This window comes from Burkholderia sp. AU31624 (assembly GCF_020420065.1).
In the GTDB taxonomy this organism is placed as follows: domain Bacteria; phylum Pseudomonadota; class Gammaproteobacteria; order Burkholderiales; family Burkholderiaceae; genus Burkholderia.
The window spans coordinates 877,555-892,461 of sequence record NZ_JAIZRT010000001.1; the positions used below are offsets into that span (position 1 = coordinate 877,555).

Annotated in this window: 11 protein-coding genes; all 11 read right to left on the bottom strand. The window is 65.8% G+C overall.

What is annotated here, in order from left to right:
• Positions 1-153: 153 nt before the first annotated feature.
• The gene (locus tag LGM89_RS04075; RefSeq protein ID WP_089475440.1) at positions 154-1,809 is read right to left on the bottom strand and encodes an APC family permease; all 1,656 of its coding nucleotides are present in this window, start codon (positions 1,807-1,809) and stop codon (positions 154-156) included.
• Positions 1,810-2,035: 226 nt separating this feature from the next.
• The gene (locus LGM89_RS04080; protein ID WP_226272353.1) at positions 2,036-2,899 is read right to left on the bottom strand and encodes a glycine betaine ABC transporter substrate-binding protein; all 864 of its coding nucleotides are present in this window, start codon (positions 2,897-2,899) and stop codon (positions 2,036-2,038) included.
• Positions 2,900-3,033: 134 nt separating this feature from the next.
• Entirely contained in the window at positions 3,034-4,188 is a 1,155-nt protein-coding gene (locus tag LGM89_RS04085) for a hybrid-cluster NAD(P)-dependent oxidoreductase (protein WP_174973785.1), read from the bottom strand.
• A 113-nt stretch (positions 4,189-4,301) separates the two neighbouring features.
• A complete protein-coding gene (locus tag LGM89_RS04090; RefSeq protein ID WP_089496350.1) occupies positions 4,302-5,543 on the bottom strand; it encodes an aromatic ring-hydroxylating oxygenase subunit alpha in 1,242 nt (413 codons plus the stop codon).
• Positions 5,544-5,595: 52 nt separating this feature from the next.
• The gene (locus LGM89_RS04095) at positions 5,596-6,381 is read right to left on the bottom strand and encodes an electron transfer flavoprotein subunit beta/FixA family protein (RefSeq protein WP_089496349.1); all 786 of its coding nucleotides are present in this window, start codon (positions 6,379-6,381) and stop codon (positions 5,596-5,598) included.
• Positions 6,378-7,547 carry an electron transfer flavoprotein subunit alpha/FixB family protein gene (locus LGM89_RS04100; RefSeq protein WP_226272354.1) on the bottom strand — a complete coding sequence of 390 codons (1,170 nt, stop codon included), beginning with the start codon at positions 7,545-7,547 and terminating at the stop codon, positions 6,378-6,380. Before LGM89_RS04100 ends, LGM89_RS04095 begins: the two co-directional genes overlap by 4 nt.
• A gap of 4 nt (positions 7,548-7,551) precedes the next feature.
• On the bottom strand, positions 7,552-9,477 hold the full coding sequence (locus LGM89_RS04105) for a (Fe-S)-binding protein (RefSeq protein WP_226272355.1): 1,926 nt from the start codon (positions 9,475-9,477) through the stop codon (positions 7,552-7,554).
• Positions 9,478-9,480: 3 nt separating this feature from the next.
• The gene (locus LGM89_RS04110; RefSeq protein ID WP_021160633.1) at positions 9,481-11,544 is read right to left on the bottom strand and encodes an NADH:flavin oxidoreductase; all 2,064 of its coding nucleotides are present in this window, start codon (positions 11,542-11,544) and stop codon (positions 9,481-9,483) included.
• 76 nt (positions 11,545-11,620) lie between these two features.
• Positions 11,621-12,154 (bottom strand): DUF5943 domain-containing protein, encoded by a 534-nt coding sequence (locus LGM89_RS04115; RefSeq protein ID WP_059451758.1) that lies wholly within the window; start codon positions 12,152-12,154, stop codon positions 11,621-11,623.
• 140 nt (positions 12,155-12,294) lie between these two features.
• The gene (locus LGM89_RS04120; protein ID WP_226202286.1) at positions 12,295-13,266 is read right to left on the bottom strand and encodes a dipeptidase; all 972 of its coding nucleotides are present in this window, start codon (positions 13,264-13,266) and stop codon (positions 12,295-12,297) included.
• Between the two features lie 31 nt (positions 13,267-13,297).
• On the bottom strand, positions 13,298-14,572 hold the full coding sequence (locus LGM89_RS04125; protein ID WP_226272356.1) for a serine hydroxymethyltransferase: 1,275 nt from the start codon (positions 14,570-14,572) through the stop codon (positions 13,298-13,300).
• Between the last annotated feature and the right edge of the window lie 335 nt (positions 14,573-14,907).

Consider the following 14,907-nt stretch of genomic DNA (forward strand, 5'->3'; position numbering starts at 1 on the left):
GCGTCGCGTTCGACACGCGGCAGAAACGAGAAAGGCTCGACCGGTAGGTACCGGCCGAGCCTTTTTTGTCGTCGCGTTGCGCGCGATGCGCCACGCGACGCTCCGTGTGCGGTTTCCGGAGCTGCCGCGCGCCGCAGCGCATGCGCTATCGCGTCACTTCACCCAGGCAAAGTAATACGACAACCAGATCGTGAGCCCCGCGCCAACCAGCGCAACGTAAGGCATCAGATTCAGCCACATCGCGCGCTTCGGCACTTCGAGTTCCATGTCGCGCTGCATCTGCGCGGGGAACCGGCCGCGATCCTGCCAGTAGTGGCGGAACAGGAACACCGGCACGATCAGCAGCATCGCGATCAGCCCGTTGCGCAGCGTGCCCTCGCCCTGCAGGTTCGCACCCGCGCCGACATACACCAGGTTCGCATACCCGCAGATCGCACCGCCGACGAGCAGCCACGTCGGGCAGCGGAACGGCCGATCCCAGTTGCCGCGATCCATCCGGTGGATCCAGCCCGACTGAAGATTCAGGAATACGAACAGCATGTAGCAGACGTTCGAGATCGACAGCACCGTCATGTAGTCCGACATCATCAGCAACACGAGGTTGAAGCCGAGATCGGTCCACATCGCGCGCGTGGGCGAGCCGTGCTCGTTCACGTGCGACAGGTACTTCGGCAGCCAGCCGTCGACCGATGCCTGGTACAGCGTGCGCGACGAGCCCATCATCGACGTCATCACGATCAGCAGGATCGACAGCATCAGCATCACGACGACCGCATTCGCGACCCATGCGCCGCCGCCCACGATCTTCGCCATCGCAGCCGCGACGCCGGTGCCGTCACCGATCGACGGATCGAGCATCGCCTGCGTACCGAGCGCGCCCTGGAACGCCATCGGCACGAGCGTCATCACGACGAGGCACAGTGCGCCCGACCAGAAGATCGCCTTGGCGGTATCGCGACGCGGGTCACGGAATTCACGCGTGTAGCAGACGGCCGTCTCGAAGCCGTACGACGCCCAGCCGGCCATGAACATCGCACCGAGCGCCATCGTGACGCCTTGCCCGTTCCACGAGCCGAACGTCGCGGCCGTGAGATTGCCGTGCGCGTCGTGACCGAGCGGCAGCAGCGGGAGCAGGTTCGACATCGGCACGTCGCCCGTGACGAACGGCACGATGCCGACGATCAACAGCGGCGTGAGCGATGCGATGCCGAGAATGCGCTGCGTGCGCGCAGCCTTCGATGCACCGCTGTGCTGAAGCTTGAACGTGATGAGAAGCAGAATCGTCGCGATGATGAACGTCGCATTGATCCGCAGGGACAGACCCGGCTTGATGAACCCGAGATCCGCAACCTTGAGCTGCCAGTGCAGCACCGCCGCGTCGGCGGGAAAGAGACTCGTGAGCGCATAGCTCGCCGCGAGGCCGCAGCCGAGCGCGAGCATCGGCGACCACGCGAGCCAGTTGCACCACACGGAAACCGGGGCAATCAGCTTGCTGTAACGGACCCAGCCGATCGCGCCATACACGGACGCGCCGCCCGATTTATGGGGAAATAGCCCCGATATTTCCGCATAAGTCGCGCTTTGAACCAGCCCCATCGTGATCGCGGCGATCCAGATCGCCCACGCGGGCTGGCCGATCGTCGCGCATACGCCGCCGATCGTGAACAGCACGCCTGCCGGCACGCCGCTCGTTACCCAAAAAGCGTCTTTCCAAGTCAGGCCACGATGCAGCGTGTGGCCCGGCGAATCATGTGAGATGGTTGCCTCAACATCACTGGTGCGGTTCGCACGCAGTCCTGCTTGACTCATCCAATTCCTCCTCTCGAGCAGTGTTAGCGCTTCAGCGCTTACTCTGGTCCGATGCAAAGCAGATGACTCCGCACAAGGGCGCTAGTGTAACAACTTACGCTCTTTTCTGCAGAATCAAAAAAATAATTCCGGGATAAGGTCGCGTCGCAGTGCGATTATTTCGCATTCCTCTCGACCTTTCCCGGACTGTCTCTTCATCTTGTTATTGCGGCGAATCGCCGCGGCCTTACTGTGCGCCTTCCGTCCACGTGTTCACGCGGTCGGCATGGGCCGCAATCCACGCGTCGGCGGCCGCTTCCGGCTTCGAGCCGTTCTGGATCGCGAGCATCACGCTGTCGATTTCACCCGGCTTCCACTGGAATTTCTTCAGGAACGCGACCACCGGCTTCGCCTTCGTTTCGAGCCCCGGATTCACGACGCTGTCGACGTGCTCCGCGCCGCCGAACACCTTCTTCGGATCATCGAGGAAGCGTAGCTTCCACTTCGCGAACATCCAGTGCGGCGCCCAGCCCGTCACGATGACCGGCTTGCTCGCATTGACCGAACGCGACAGCTCGGCCGTCATCGCGCTGCCCGAGCTCGGCATCAGCGTGTAGTTCAGCCCGTAGCTCTTGATCGCGTCGTCGGTCTTGCGCATCACGCCGGCACCGGCATCGATGCCGACGATCCGGCCGCCGAAGCTGCCCTTCTCCGCGTTCAGGTCGTCGATGCTCTTCGCCTTCACGTAGGCGGGCACGATCAGGCCGATCTTTGCATCCGGGAAATTCGCGCCGAGGTCGACAACCTTGGCCTTGTATTCATCCCAGTACGAGCCGTGCGTGACCGGCAGCCACGCGGACAGCGTCGCATCGAGATCGCCGCGCGCGACGCCCTGCCACATGATCCCGGCCGCGACCGGCACGAGCTTCACTTCGTAGCCGAGCTTCTTCTCGATCACGCGCGCCGCGACGTTCGACGTCGCCACGCTGTCGTCCCAGCCTTCGACGTAGCCGATCTTCAGCGTGGGCTTCGTATCGGCAAGTGCGGACGCGCTCAGCGCCACCATGGCCGACAGTGCGCCGGTCCACAACAATTTTCCGAACAGCTGCATGGTCGATCTCCTTGATATGCGCACCGTGCGCGTTGCCTCTCTAGGTTCTTCAACCAGAAATCCGCGGTATCGTTGTTTTCCGACGGATGCTTGTCCGGACGCGACGCGCCCGGACAGCCGATGGCGTGTTGCGACTACTTGTCGATCACGAGATCCGACAGCGGCTTGCTGCAGCACAGCAGCACCATCCCCTGGTCGATCTCGCGCTGGCGGATACCGCCGTTGTGCTTCATTTCAACCTGCCCCGACACGAGCTTCACCTTGCAGGTGCCGCACATGCCCTGCGTGCACGACGCCGGCAGCCGCACGCCCGACTGGCGCGCCGCATCCAGCACGTGCTGCTCCGAGCCGCACGAAATCTCGCGATTGCTCTTGGCGAAGCTGACCGTGTACTGCTTCGTTTCGGTGTCGGTGTCGGCGCCGTCGGCCAGCGGCGCGAGATCGGCGAGCAGTTCGTCGCTCGCGGTTTCGGCAAGCGTTTCGAACGAGAAGCTTTCCTCGTGATACTGCTTGCGATCGAAGCCGGCTTCGTCGAGCAGGTCGCGCACGGCCTTCATGTACGGCGCGGGGCCGCACGTGAAGATTTCGCGCTCCATGAAGTCCGGTGCGATCAGCTTCAGCAGCGGCAGCGTCAGGAAGCCCGTGACGCCCGGCCAGTTGGTGCGGGCGCCGACGCGCTCGACGACGAACGACGTGCGGAAATTCGTGTGGTTCGACGCGATCAGGTCGAGCTCGCGCGCGAAGATGATGTCGTCCGGCGTACGCGCGCTGTGCACGAACAGGATGTCGCGATCCTCGGCGAGATCATGGTGCGCGCGGCTCATCGACATCAGCGGCGTGACGCCCGAGCCGGCCGACAGGAACAGGTACTTGCGCGCCGGATGCCGTGCGCATGTGAATTCGCCGGCCGGGCCGAGCACGCGCACCGCGGCGCCCGGCTGCAGGTTGTCGTGCAGCCAGTTCGACACCTTGCCGCCCGGCACGCGCTTCACCGTGATCGACACCGTGTGCGGCCGCGCGGGCGACGACGAGATCGTGTAGCAGCGGTTGATCGTTTCGCCGTCGATGTCGAGCTCGAGCGTGAGGAACTGCCCGGGCTCGAACGAGAACGAGCGGCCCTGCGGCGAACGGAAGAAGAAACTCTTCACGTCGTGCGTTTCCTGCCGCACGTGGCAGCACACCAGCGTTTCCTCGACGTCGCTCGTCCAGCGCTCGGGAAGGGCGTTCCAGAACGCCGGGCGCGTCACCCGGCTGTCCGTCGGCTCGAAGTTGGCCGCATCTCGCATCATGTCAGCCTCCGCAGGGCCGCCCCAAGGAGGCTGACCGCCCCCTTGGGGGGCAGGGAACGCAGTGAGCGTGGGGGTCGTTTCATCAGTTGCTCCGCTTGTTCGCTGCTGGGTGCTTATTCGCCGGTTTTTTCGGCGAGCCGGCCGATGTACCAGGCCGAGAATTTTTCGACGAGACCTTCCGTGAACGGCGAATACGGGCCCGGCTCGTACGCGCTGCTGGTCGCGCCGCGCTGCGAGAATTCGACGAGCGCGCGATCCTGGTCGTTGGTCGCGTTCCACACGGCCGTGAGGTTCTTCACGTCGTAGTCGATGCCTTCCTTCGCGTCCTTGTGCACGAGCCACTTCGTGCGCACGAGCGTCTTGCCGGCCGACAGCGGGATCACCGAGAACGTCACGATGTGATCGCTCATGAAGTGGTGCCACGAGTTCGGCTGCGTCCAGAACGACAGCCCGCCGAGGTCGGCCTTGTCGAAGCCGCCGAGCAGCTTCTTCGACGCGACCTTCGCATCGAGCGTCTGCGATTCGCCGTGGCGATCGAGCGGCAGGCGCTGCGTGCGGAAGCCCGTCACGTCGAGCAGCTTCTCGATCTCCTCGGACGGCAGGCCCATCTCGGCCCACTCCTTGCCGCGCCGCACGCAGGTTTCCGCGAACGCGTCCATGCCTTCGGCGTTGGCGTCGGAGCGCTGGTAGCCGAAGCCGTATTCGTACAGCGAGATGGTGAGCTCCGGATGGTTCGCGACGCAGTGATAGCACTCGCGGTTGTTCTCCATCGTGAGCTTCCAGTTGCCTTCCTCGATGATGTCGACCTGCGCGGCGATCTTCGTGTTCGGCAGATCGTGCGGCAGCAGGTACGGCTCCATCTCGGCGCGCAGCTGCGCGAAGTCGGCGGGCGGCTCGTCGGCGAGGCAGACGAAGATCAGGCCCGCGAGGTTCTCGACGTGCACCGACTTCAGGCTGTGCTTGCAGCGGTCGAACTTCTCGCCCATGTGCTCGGCGAACATCAGCTGGCCCGTCAGGTTGTAGGTCCAGCTGTGGTACGGGCACACGATGTTGCCGACCGAGCCTTTGTCTTCATTGCACAGGCGCGCGCCGCGGTGACGGCACACGTTGTGGAACGCGCGGATCGCCATGTCGTCGTCGCGCACGATCAGGATCGAATCGCTCCCCAGTTCCACGGTCACGTAGTCGCCCGGCTCCGGAATGTCCGGCTCGACCGCCACCTGGATCCAGTGCTGGCGGAAAATCGCCTCCATGTCGAGCGCGAAGATGTCCTCGCTCGTGTAGAACGGCGCTTCGAGGCTGTGGCCTTCCTTGCGCCGCTCGATCAATGCACGAATGTCTGCCGATACTTTCATCGTTTGCTCCGGATTCCTTGCATCCCTGGGTTCTTGCCGACAGGCATCAAAATCAGTAGTCGATGAGCTGATGCTCGCGCAAATACGCGAGGATCACTTGTGCTTTTTCGACCGAACTCCCTTCATTTACGACGTTGCCGCCACGGCTTTCGGTCGTCGTCGCGGACAGCATCCGGGCATGCCCGGAGCGCTTCTCGGCGGCAACCAGCTTTACGGGTTTACGCTCGATCGGGCCGACCTTCCACGCGGCCGCGTCGGCGTCCGCGCCGGGCGCCGCGAGCGCCGGCCGGATCGCGCCGGCGCGCAGCCGCGCATACGCATAGCGCGGCTCGGCATTGGCGAGCGGATGGACGGCAATCACGGCCGGCAGCGCCGCGTCGACGCGCCGCCGCAGCCCCTTCGGCAAAAATTGCCGGACGGCCACGCGACCGCCTTCGACCGTCACGTCGACGGCCGAGCCGACCAGCGGATAGCCGAGCGCCGCGGCGATGCGATACGGCAGCATGCCGGTGTCGTACGCGCCCTCGGCGCGCGTGCCGGTCAGCACGAGGTCGTAGCCCTCGACGCGCGCGGCGAGCGCATGCACGGCGTCGTCGCCGTCGCGGCAGGCCAGCACCTCGACCTCCCGGGCGCCGAGCGCGAGATATTCGGCAAGCGCCGCATTCGCGGGGTCGCCCGCATGGATCACGTCGAGCTTCGCGCGATGCCGCTCCGCGAGCTGGCGGCCGGTTTCGAGCGCGGCCGCGTCGTTGCGGCTGTAGCGCGCGACGCCGCTGACCGGATGGCGGCCGACGGACACGAGCACCGCGATGCGTTGCAAGGGACGGGGTGCGTTCATGCGGCGACTCCTTCCGGTTCACGGGTGCCGACCGCAGCCGGCGATTCGCCACGCGCGGCGCGCGCGGCCTGCACCTGTTCGATCAGTGCGGCGATCGTGCCCTGCGCGTCGCCGACCACCGTCAGGTTCGCGCGCTTCGCGATCGGCGCGCTGCCGTCGAGGTTCACCGCGATCACGTGGCGGCAGTCCTTGATCCCCTGCAGGTGCTGCACCGCGCCCGAGATGCCGAAGGCGATGTAAACGCTCGCCTCGACCGTCTTGCCGGTCGCACCGACCTGCTTGTCGCGCGTGAAGTGACCGTTGTCGACCGCGACGCGGCTTGCGCCGATCGCCGCGCCGAACGCACCGGCCAGCCGCTCGAACGCACCGATGTCGGACACGCCGTTGCCGGCCGATACGATGAAATCGGCTTCCTCGAGCGCGACCTGGGCCGCGTCGATTTCGTCGAGGCCGAGATCGCGGTACGGCTGCGCGGCGTCGTGTGCCGGGCGGATGAAGTCGGCGGCCACGCGTTCGCCCGCACCGACGAACGGCAGCTTTGCGTCGACTGCGTTCTGCGCGAGCAGGATCACGTCGGGCAGCGCACGGGTGGCAAACGCGCGCCCCGCGTGCGCATACGCGCCGACATGCTTCGCGTCGATCTCGACGACATGCGTCGCGACGCTCGCGCCGGCGGCCGCCGCGTAGCGCCGGCCGAGATCGCCGTCGCCCGTCGCGTTGTCCGGCACGAACACGTGTTTCGGCGCAAGCGCCGCCACGCAGGCCTGCAGCGCTTGCAATTCGCTTTCAGGGTCGAACGCGCGGCGATCGAAGCCGGAGAGTTCCAGCAGCTTGTCGACGCCCAGTTCGGCCACGTCGTCCTTCAGTTCGCCGAACGCGAGCAGCGCGACTTCGGTCTGCGCATCGGCGAGCAATGCGGCGGCGGCGATCGCCTGCCGCGAATGATCGTCGAGCGCGCCGCGTTCACCGTGCGCGACCACCAGCATCACGTGCTTCGGATCCTGCACCGCGCGGCGCGGCTTCGCGGCCGCCGCGCCATGACCATGCGCGAACCCGTGCACGGCGTTCGCATCGGCGCTGCCTTCCTCGCCGAGCGTGATGCGCTTCAGGCCGGCGGCCGTGATGATGAACGGCCGGCGCGGATCGATTCGTTTGATCGTATTCATCGATTCACTCCAGCGAGGCGGCAACGAGTTCGGCCACGTCGAGCACGTCGGGGCGCGGGCCCACGACGCCTTCGAGCATCGCCGTGCAGTTCGGGCAGGCAACCGCGACCACGTCCGCGCCGATCGTGCGGGCGTCGGCGATGCGGATGTCGGGAATGCGCTGCTTGCCGGGGATGTCGGTCAGCGGTGCACCGCCGCCACCGCCGCAGCACCGGCCGCGCATGCCGTTGCGCTCCATCTCGACGACCTGGATGCCGATCGTCTTCAGCAGCTTGCGCGGCGCGTCCGTCTCGCCGTTGTAGCGGCCGAGGTAGCACGGATCGTGATACGTGGTGCGCTTGTCCTGCAGCGCCTCGACGGCCTTCGGCGCGATCTTGCCGCTGTCGGCCAGCTCCGCGAGGAAAGTCGTGTGGTGCTTGACCGTCACGCGCAGCCCGAGCGCACGGTATTCGTTGCGCAGGCTGTGCATCACGTGCGGGTCGGCCGTCACGATCTGCTTGTAGGACAGCGTGTCGAGCGTGCCGATCAGGCGCTTCGCCATCTGCTGGAACGTCGCTTCGTCGCCGAGTCGGCGGGCCACGTCGCCCGTATCGGTCTCGGTCGAGCCGAGCACCGCGTAGTCGACACCCGCCTTGTTCAGCACCTTGACGAATGCGCGCAGCGTGCGCTGGTAGCGCATGTCGAACGCGCCTTCACCCGCGACGAACAGCACGTCGACCGGTTTGCCGGGTTGCGCGACCGGCGCGCTCAGGTCGACCGACCAGTCGTAGCGTGCGGCCGTGTCGTAGCCGCCCATCGTGCCCGTCTCGCGCAGGTTCGCGAGCACTTCCTGGCCCTTGCCCGGCACCGTGCCGTGCACGAGCGTGCGGTTGCGGCGCATGTCGACGATCGCGTCGACGTGCTCGATCAGCATCGGGCATTCCTGCACGCATGCGCGGCAGGTGGTGCACGACCACAGCGTCTGCTCTTCGATCAGGCCCGACACGATCGGGCCGTTCGGCTCGCCACGATGCTGGCCGACCGGAATGCCCGGCGACGGGCTGCCTGCGTACGCCGCATCGGTGCCGCCCGCCATCCCGACGACCAGATCCTGGATCAGCTTCTTCGGGTTCAGCGGCTGGCCCGACGCGAACGCGGGGCACGCGGCTTCGCACTTGCCGCACTGCACGCACGCGTCGAAGCTCAGCAGCTGGTTCCAGCGGAATTCGACCGGCTTCGCGACGCCGTACTCCTGATGCTCGATGTCCGGCAGCTTCAGCGCGGTCGGCGGCGTGGCCGTGCCGTTGCCCGTGAACGAGTCGCGGGTGGCCGCGAAGCGCTCCTGGCGCGGGTGGAAGGCCAGGTGCAGCAGGCCTGCGATCGCGTGCTTCATCGGGCCGCCCTTCGCGGCGCCGACCGTCATCGTGAATGCACCGACACCGATCAGCACCGCGCAGAGCACCGCGAACGCACCCGACATCGCGCCGGTCGGCACCAGCATGAACAGCACGAGGCCGAGCGCGAACGAGCCGAGCAGCCAGGGCAGCGTATTCCACGGGCCGCGCGACAGGCGGGCCGGCACGTCCTTGGCCGCACGCCGGCGCCACACGAACACCGCGCCGACCAGCATCGCGAGCGCCGCGAGGAAGATCAGCTTGTCGAGCCACGGCGAGTAGATCGCGAGGCCGTAGTTGATGAATACCAGCGCGAGCGCGCCGATCGCGCCGCCGGCCGTCGCGACGTGCGTCTTCGCGATGTACGGATCACGGGCGACCACGTGGTGCAGGTCGACGAAGTAGCGCTTCGGGATCGCGAACAGGTTCGCGACGCCGAACGAGCCGGGCGCGGTGGCCCGGCCGAGACGCCAGTAGGACGAGCGCTTCGCGACCGCGAACGCGAGCCCCGCCACCGACAGCCACAACAGGGCGGTAATGAGGAAGGACGGGTTCATCGTTTAGAAATCCTTCACGAGACGCAGCGAGTCGTAGATCGCCCCGTGGACGTTGTGCATCGAGATGCAATCGCCGACACGGAACAGCAGGAAACGGCCGTTGCCGAGTTCTTCCGACAGGCACGGCTGCGGCTCGGCCGCGAACAGCGTGTGCGGATCGATCTGGCCGCGGTTCACCGATTCCGGCTTGAGCTTCCAGTACAGCTCGTCGTTCGGCGACGAGCCGTTCTCGATCACCACCTGGTCGACCGCGCGCTCTTCCAGTTCTTCCGTGTACTCGTTGCGCAGCACGGCGATCAGCTTGCCGTCCTCTTCGTAGACGCGATCGAGCATCGTGTTCGGCGTCGGGATCACGCCGAATGCGTACAGGCGGCGATAGAAGATCGGGAACGTCGTGCCGCCGCAATCGTCGGCCACCTTCACGTCCGGCGTGACGACCTCGACCTTCGAGCCGCGGCTCGCCATGAAGTCGGCCACGCCGGCGCCCGCATGCGTGCTCACGCCGTCGAACAGCAGCACGTTCTGCTTCGGCTCGACCTTGCCGGTCAGGATGTCCCACGAGCTGACGGCCAGCCCCTCGGCCACGCCCCAGCCCGGCACCTGCCACGTGAAGCTCGACCCGCCCGTCGCGAGCACGACGATGTCCGGCTTCTCGGCCATGATCATCTTCTCGTCGGCGGCCACGCCCAGGCGCCGGTCAACGCCCAGGCGCTTCGTTTCCATGTCGAACCAGCGGATGATCCCCGACATCTGTTCGCGCTGCGGCGCCTTCGCGGCGATCATCACCTGCCCGCCCACTTCGGCATTCTTCTCGAACAGCACGACGTCGTGGCCGCGCAGCTTCGCGACGCGCGCGGCCTCGAGCCCCGCGGGGCCCGCGCCGACCACCACGACCTTGCGCTTCGGGCCGCGCGACTTCTCGATGATGTGCGGCATCGTCGCTTCGCGCGACGTCGCCGCGTTCTGGATGCACAGCACGTCGAGGCCGTTGTACTGGCGGTCGATGCAGTAGTTCGCACCGACGCACTGCTTGATTTCGTCTTCGCGTCCGTCGCGGATCTTGATCACCATGTGCGGATCGGCGATCTGCGCGCGCGTCATGCCGACCAGGTCGATCATGCCGGTCGCGAGCAGGCGCTCGGCCTGGCCCGCATCGCGGATGCTCTGCGCATGCATCACCGGAATCTTCACGACCGACTTGATGCCGGCCGCGAGGTGCACGAACGGCTCCGGCGGCAGCGCCATCGGCGGCATGCAGTTGGCGATCGTGTTGTGCGTGTCGCCGCCCGAGCCGACCACGCTCAGGTAGTCGATCAGGCCCGTCTCCGACATCGCCTGCGCGATTTCCTTCAGCGCTTCGTGATCGAGGCCGTCCTCGTGGAATTCGTCGCCGCACATGCGCAGGCCGACGCAGAAATCCTTGCCCACCGCCTCGCGCACGGCCGTCAGCACTTCGATGCCGAAGCGCAGGCGGTTCTCCAGGCTGCCGCCCCATTCGTCGGTGCGGTGGTTCGAGCGCTTGCTCCAGAACTGGTCGATCAGGTGCTGGTGGGCGGCCGAGATTTCGATGCCGTCCATGCCGGCCGCCTTCACGCGCTTCGCGGCGGCCGCGAAGTCGCCGATGATGCGGCGGATTTCCTCGATCTCGATGATCTTCGCGTTGCCGCGGTGCACGGGTTCGCGCACGCCCGACGGCGACATCAGGTGCGGCCAGTGCTCGCCGTGGAACGACGAACGGCGGCCCATGTGCGTCGCCTGGATCATGATCTTTGCGCCGTGCTTGTGCATCGTGTCGGCGAGGCGCGTGAGCGGATCGATGATCTTGTCGGTCGACAGGTTCACCGATTTCCACCAGCCCTGCGGGCTGTCGATCGACACCGGGCTCGACCCGCCGCAGATCGCGAGGCCCACGCCGCCCTTCGCCTTTTCTTCGTAGTAGCGGATATAGCGGTCGCCCGGCAGGCCGCCCGGCTCGGCATACACCTCCGCATGCGCGGTGCTGACGATCCGGTTGCGCAGCGTCAGCTGGTTCAGCTGCATGGGTTTGAACAGGTGGGGATAACGCATCGCTGGCGACCTCTGGCGTTCGAATGTCTCGTGTTGCGGGTGTTGTCGTGTTTCGGTGAATCCGTGCGTCAGGGCTTCAGTGCGCGATCGGCGACACTTCGAAGACGCAGTGGTCGTGATGCTCGGCCGCGCACTGCACTTCCTTCGAGTGCGCACGCGGCGCGCCCTTGCCTTCCGGCGTCGTGTCGTTGACCCAGTCCATCGCGCCGGCGAACCAGCCCGCGAACATGTAGCAGAGCTTGCCTTCCTTGCCCGGCTGCTGGAGCACGAACGACGAGTGGCGCAGCTCGATCTTCGCGCGCGCGCTCGCCGGGTCGGCCTCGATGATCGAGAACAGCCCCCAGCCGCGCTGCGACAGGCGCTTCAGGTAGTGCTCGAACACGGCCATGCCGGTCAGGCCGTGCAGCTTCGCTTCCTTGTCGCACCAGTGGTAGGCCGACTTGTAGCCGGCCTTGTAGAGGATCTCGGCATACGCTTCGACGCCGAGCGCTTCCTCGACGGCGACGTGATTGTTCGTGAAGAAGTGACGCGGCACGTACAGCATCGGCAGCGCGTCGGTGGTCCAGACGCCGGTATCGGGATCGACGTTGATCGGCAGTTGCGGTTGCATCGTGGTGACTCCGTGAGGAAAGTGGCCGCGCGGCTCGGTGCACCGGCGCGACATCGTCCGCGCGCCCGTGCGGCTTGCACGGGCGCGTCCCGATTTCTTTTAATGTTGAATCGCTGAAGGGGGTTCGGCGTTCGCGGCGCTTATGCGCCCCACACGTCCTTGAACACGCGCACCCAGTTCTCGCCCATGATCTTGCGGATACGCGACTCCTTCCAGCCGTGGCGTTCCATCGCGGCCGTCAGGTTCGGGAATTCGCCGATCGTGCGGATGCCGTCCGGGTTGATCACCTTGCCGAAGTTCGTCAGCTGGCGATAGCGGCCCTTGTCATGCGTCAGCATGTCGAAGAATTCCTTCGCGTAATCCTGCGTGAAGTCGGTGCCGATGCCGACCGCATCCTCGCCGATCAGGTTCACGACGTAGTCGATCGCCTCGATGTAGTCGTCGATGTTCGCTTCGATCCCGCGCTTGAGGAACGGCGCGAACATCGTCACGCCGACGAAGCCGCCCGCATCGGCGATCTCCTTCAGCTGCTCGTCGCTCTTGTTGCGCGGATGTTCCTTCAGGCCCGACGGCAGGCAGTGCGAGTAGCACACCGGCTTCTTCGAGAACGCGATCGCTTCCGACGACGTATTGCCGCCCACGTGCGACAGGTCGACCATGATGCCGACGCGGTTCATCTCGTTGATCACTTCGCGGCCGAAGTCCGACAGGCCGCCGTCACGCTCATAGCAGCCGGTGCCGACCAGGTTCTGCGTGTTGTAGCAGAGCTGCACGACGCGCACGCCCATGTCGGCGAACGCTTCGATGTAGCCGATATTGTCCTCGAACGCATGCGCGTTCTGGAAGCCGAGGATCACGCCGGTCTTGTCTTCCTTCTTCGCGCGGAAGATGTCTTCCGTCGTGCGCACCAGCGTCAGCAGCTCGCTGTTGTCGCGGATCTTCTTCTTCATCACGCCGATGTTGTCGACGGTCTTGGTGAAGTTCTCCCACACCGACACCGTGCAGTTGGCGGCCGTGATGCCACCCTTGCGCATGTCTTCGAACACCGGCTTCTCGAACTTCGAGATGTTCAGCCCGTCGATGATGATGCTGTCTTGATGCAGCGTGCTCATGTGTTGCTCCAGTATTGTCGGGTCGGTGGGATCAATAGATCGGGAAGCGTTCGCACAACGCGAAGATCTCGCGGCGCACGCGCTGTTCGGTCGCTTGGTCACCTTCCGGGTTCGCGCGCAGCGCATCGAACACTTCCAGGATCAGGCGGCCCACCTCGCGAAATTCCGCGACGCCGAAGCCGCGCGTCGTGCCGGCCGGCGTGCCGAGGCGGATGCCCGACGTGACGGTCGGCTTCTCGGTGTCGAACGGGATGCCGTTCTTGTTGCAGGTGATGCCCGCGCGCTCCAGCGCCTGCTCGACCGGCGCGCCCTTCAGGCCCTTCGGACGCAGGTCGACCAGCAGCAGGTGGTTGTCGGTGCCGCCCGTGACCAGATCGACGCCGCCCGCCTTCAGCACTTCGCCGAGCGCCTGCGCGTTCGCGAGCACGTTGTCGATGTAGGTCTTGAAGTCCGCGTGCAGCACTTCGCCGAACGCGACGGCCTTGCCGGCGATCACGTGCATCAGCGGGCCGCCTTGCAGGCCGGGGAACACGGCCGAGTTGATCTTCTTCGCGATCTCCTCGTCGTTGGTCAGCACGAAGCCGCCGCGCGGGCCGCGCAGCGTCTTGTGGGTGGTCGACGTGACGACGTGCGCATGCTCGACCGGGTTCGCGTGGCGGCCCGCGGCGATCACGCCGGCGATGTGCGCCATGTCCACCATCAGCTTCGCGCCGACGCTGTCGGCGATCGCACGGAAGCGCGCGAAGTCGAGCGCACGCGGGTAGGCCGAGAAGCCGGCGATGATCAGGTTCGGCTTGTGCTCGTGCGCGAGCGCCTCGACCTGGTCGTAATCGATCCGCATCGTGTCGCGGTTCACGCCGTACTGCACGGCGTTGAACCACTTGCCCGACAGCGCCGGCTTCGCGCCGTGCGTCAGGTGGCCGCCCGCGTCGAGCGACATGCCGAGCACCGTGTCGCCCGGCTTGGCCAGCGCGAGCATCACCGAGCCGTTCGCCTGCGCGCCCGAGTGCGGCTGCACGTTCGCATAGCCGGCATTGAAGATCTGCTTGACGCGCTCGATTGCCAGCGCCTCGACTTCATCCGCGAATTCGCAGCCGCCGTAATAGCGCTTGCCGGGATAGCCTTCCGCGTACTTGTTGGTCAGCACCGAGCCCTGCGCCTCGAGCACGGCGCGCGACACGATGTTTTCCGACGCGATCAGCTCGACCTGCGACTGCTGACGCTCGAGTTCCTTCAGGATGGCGCTGCGCACCGGCGCGTCGCGCTCGGCGAGGGACTGCGAGAAGAAAGGCTGGGTGTTCGACATAGTGCGTCCGTGACGAAGAATAAGGGGCTGAAACCGAAGCTCAAGGCCCGCCCTGCCTGGGTTTCCCGCTCGTCCCGTACAAGGCTGCCGACGGCTCTATTCTTGTCGTTCGGATTTTCGGCGGATTGATGAATTTAGACGCGTTCTTTGCCTTTTCCGCCATCCGCGTCCGTTTTATACAAGTGACCGGTCGTGCTTTTTCGGATGGCCAACAAAAATGGTCGAGGCAGTTCACCTATGAACAGGCACGCCGGCGGTGCGATTGCCGCCCGGTCGGGGTGCAGCCCGTCACGAATACGGTGCAGTGCAGCATGCCGCTTTCAGCCAGACAACGT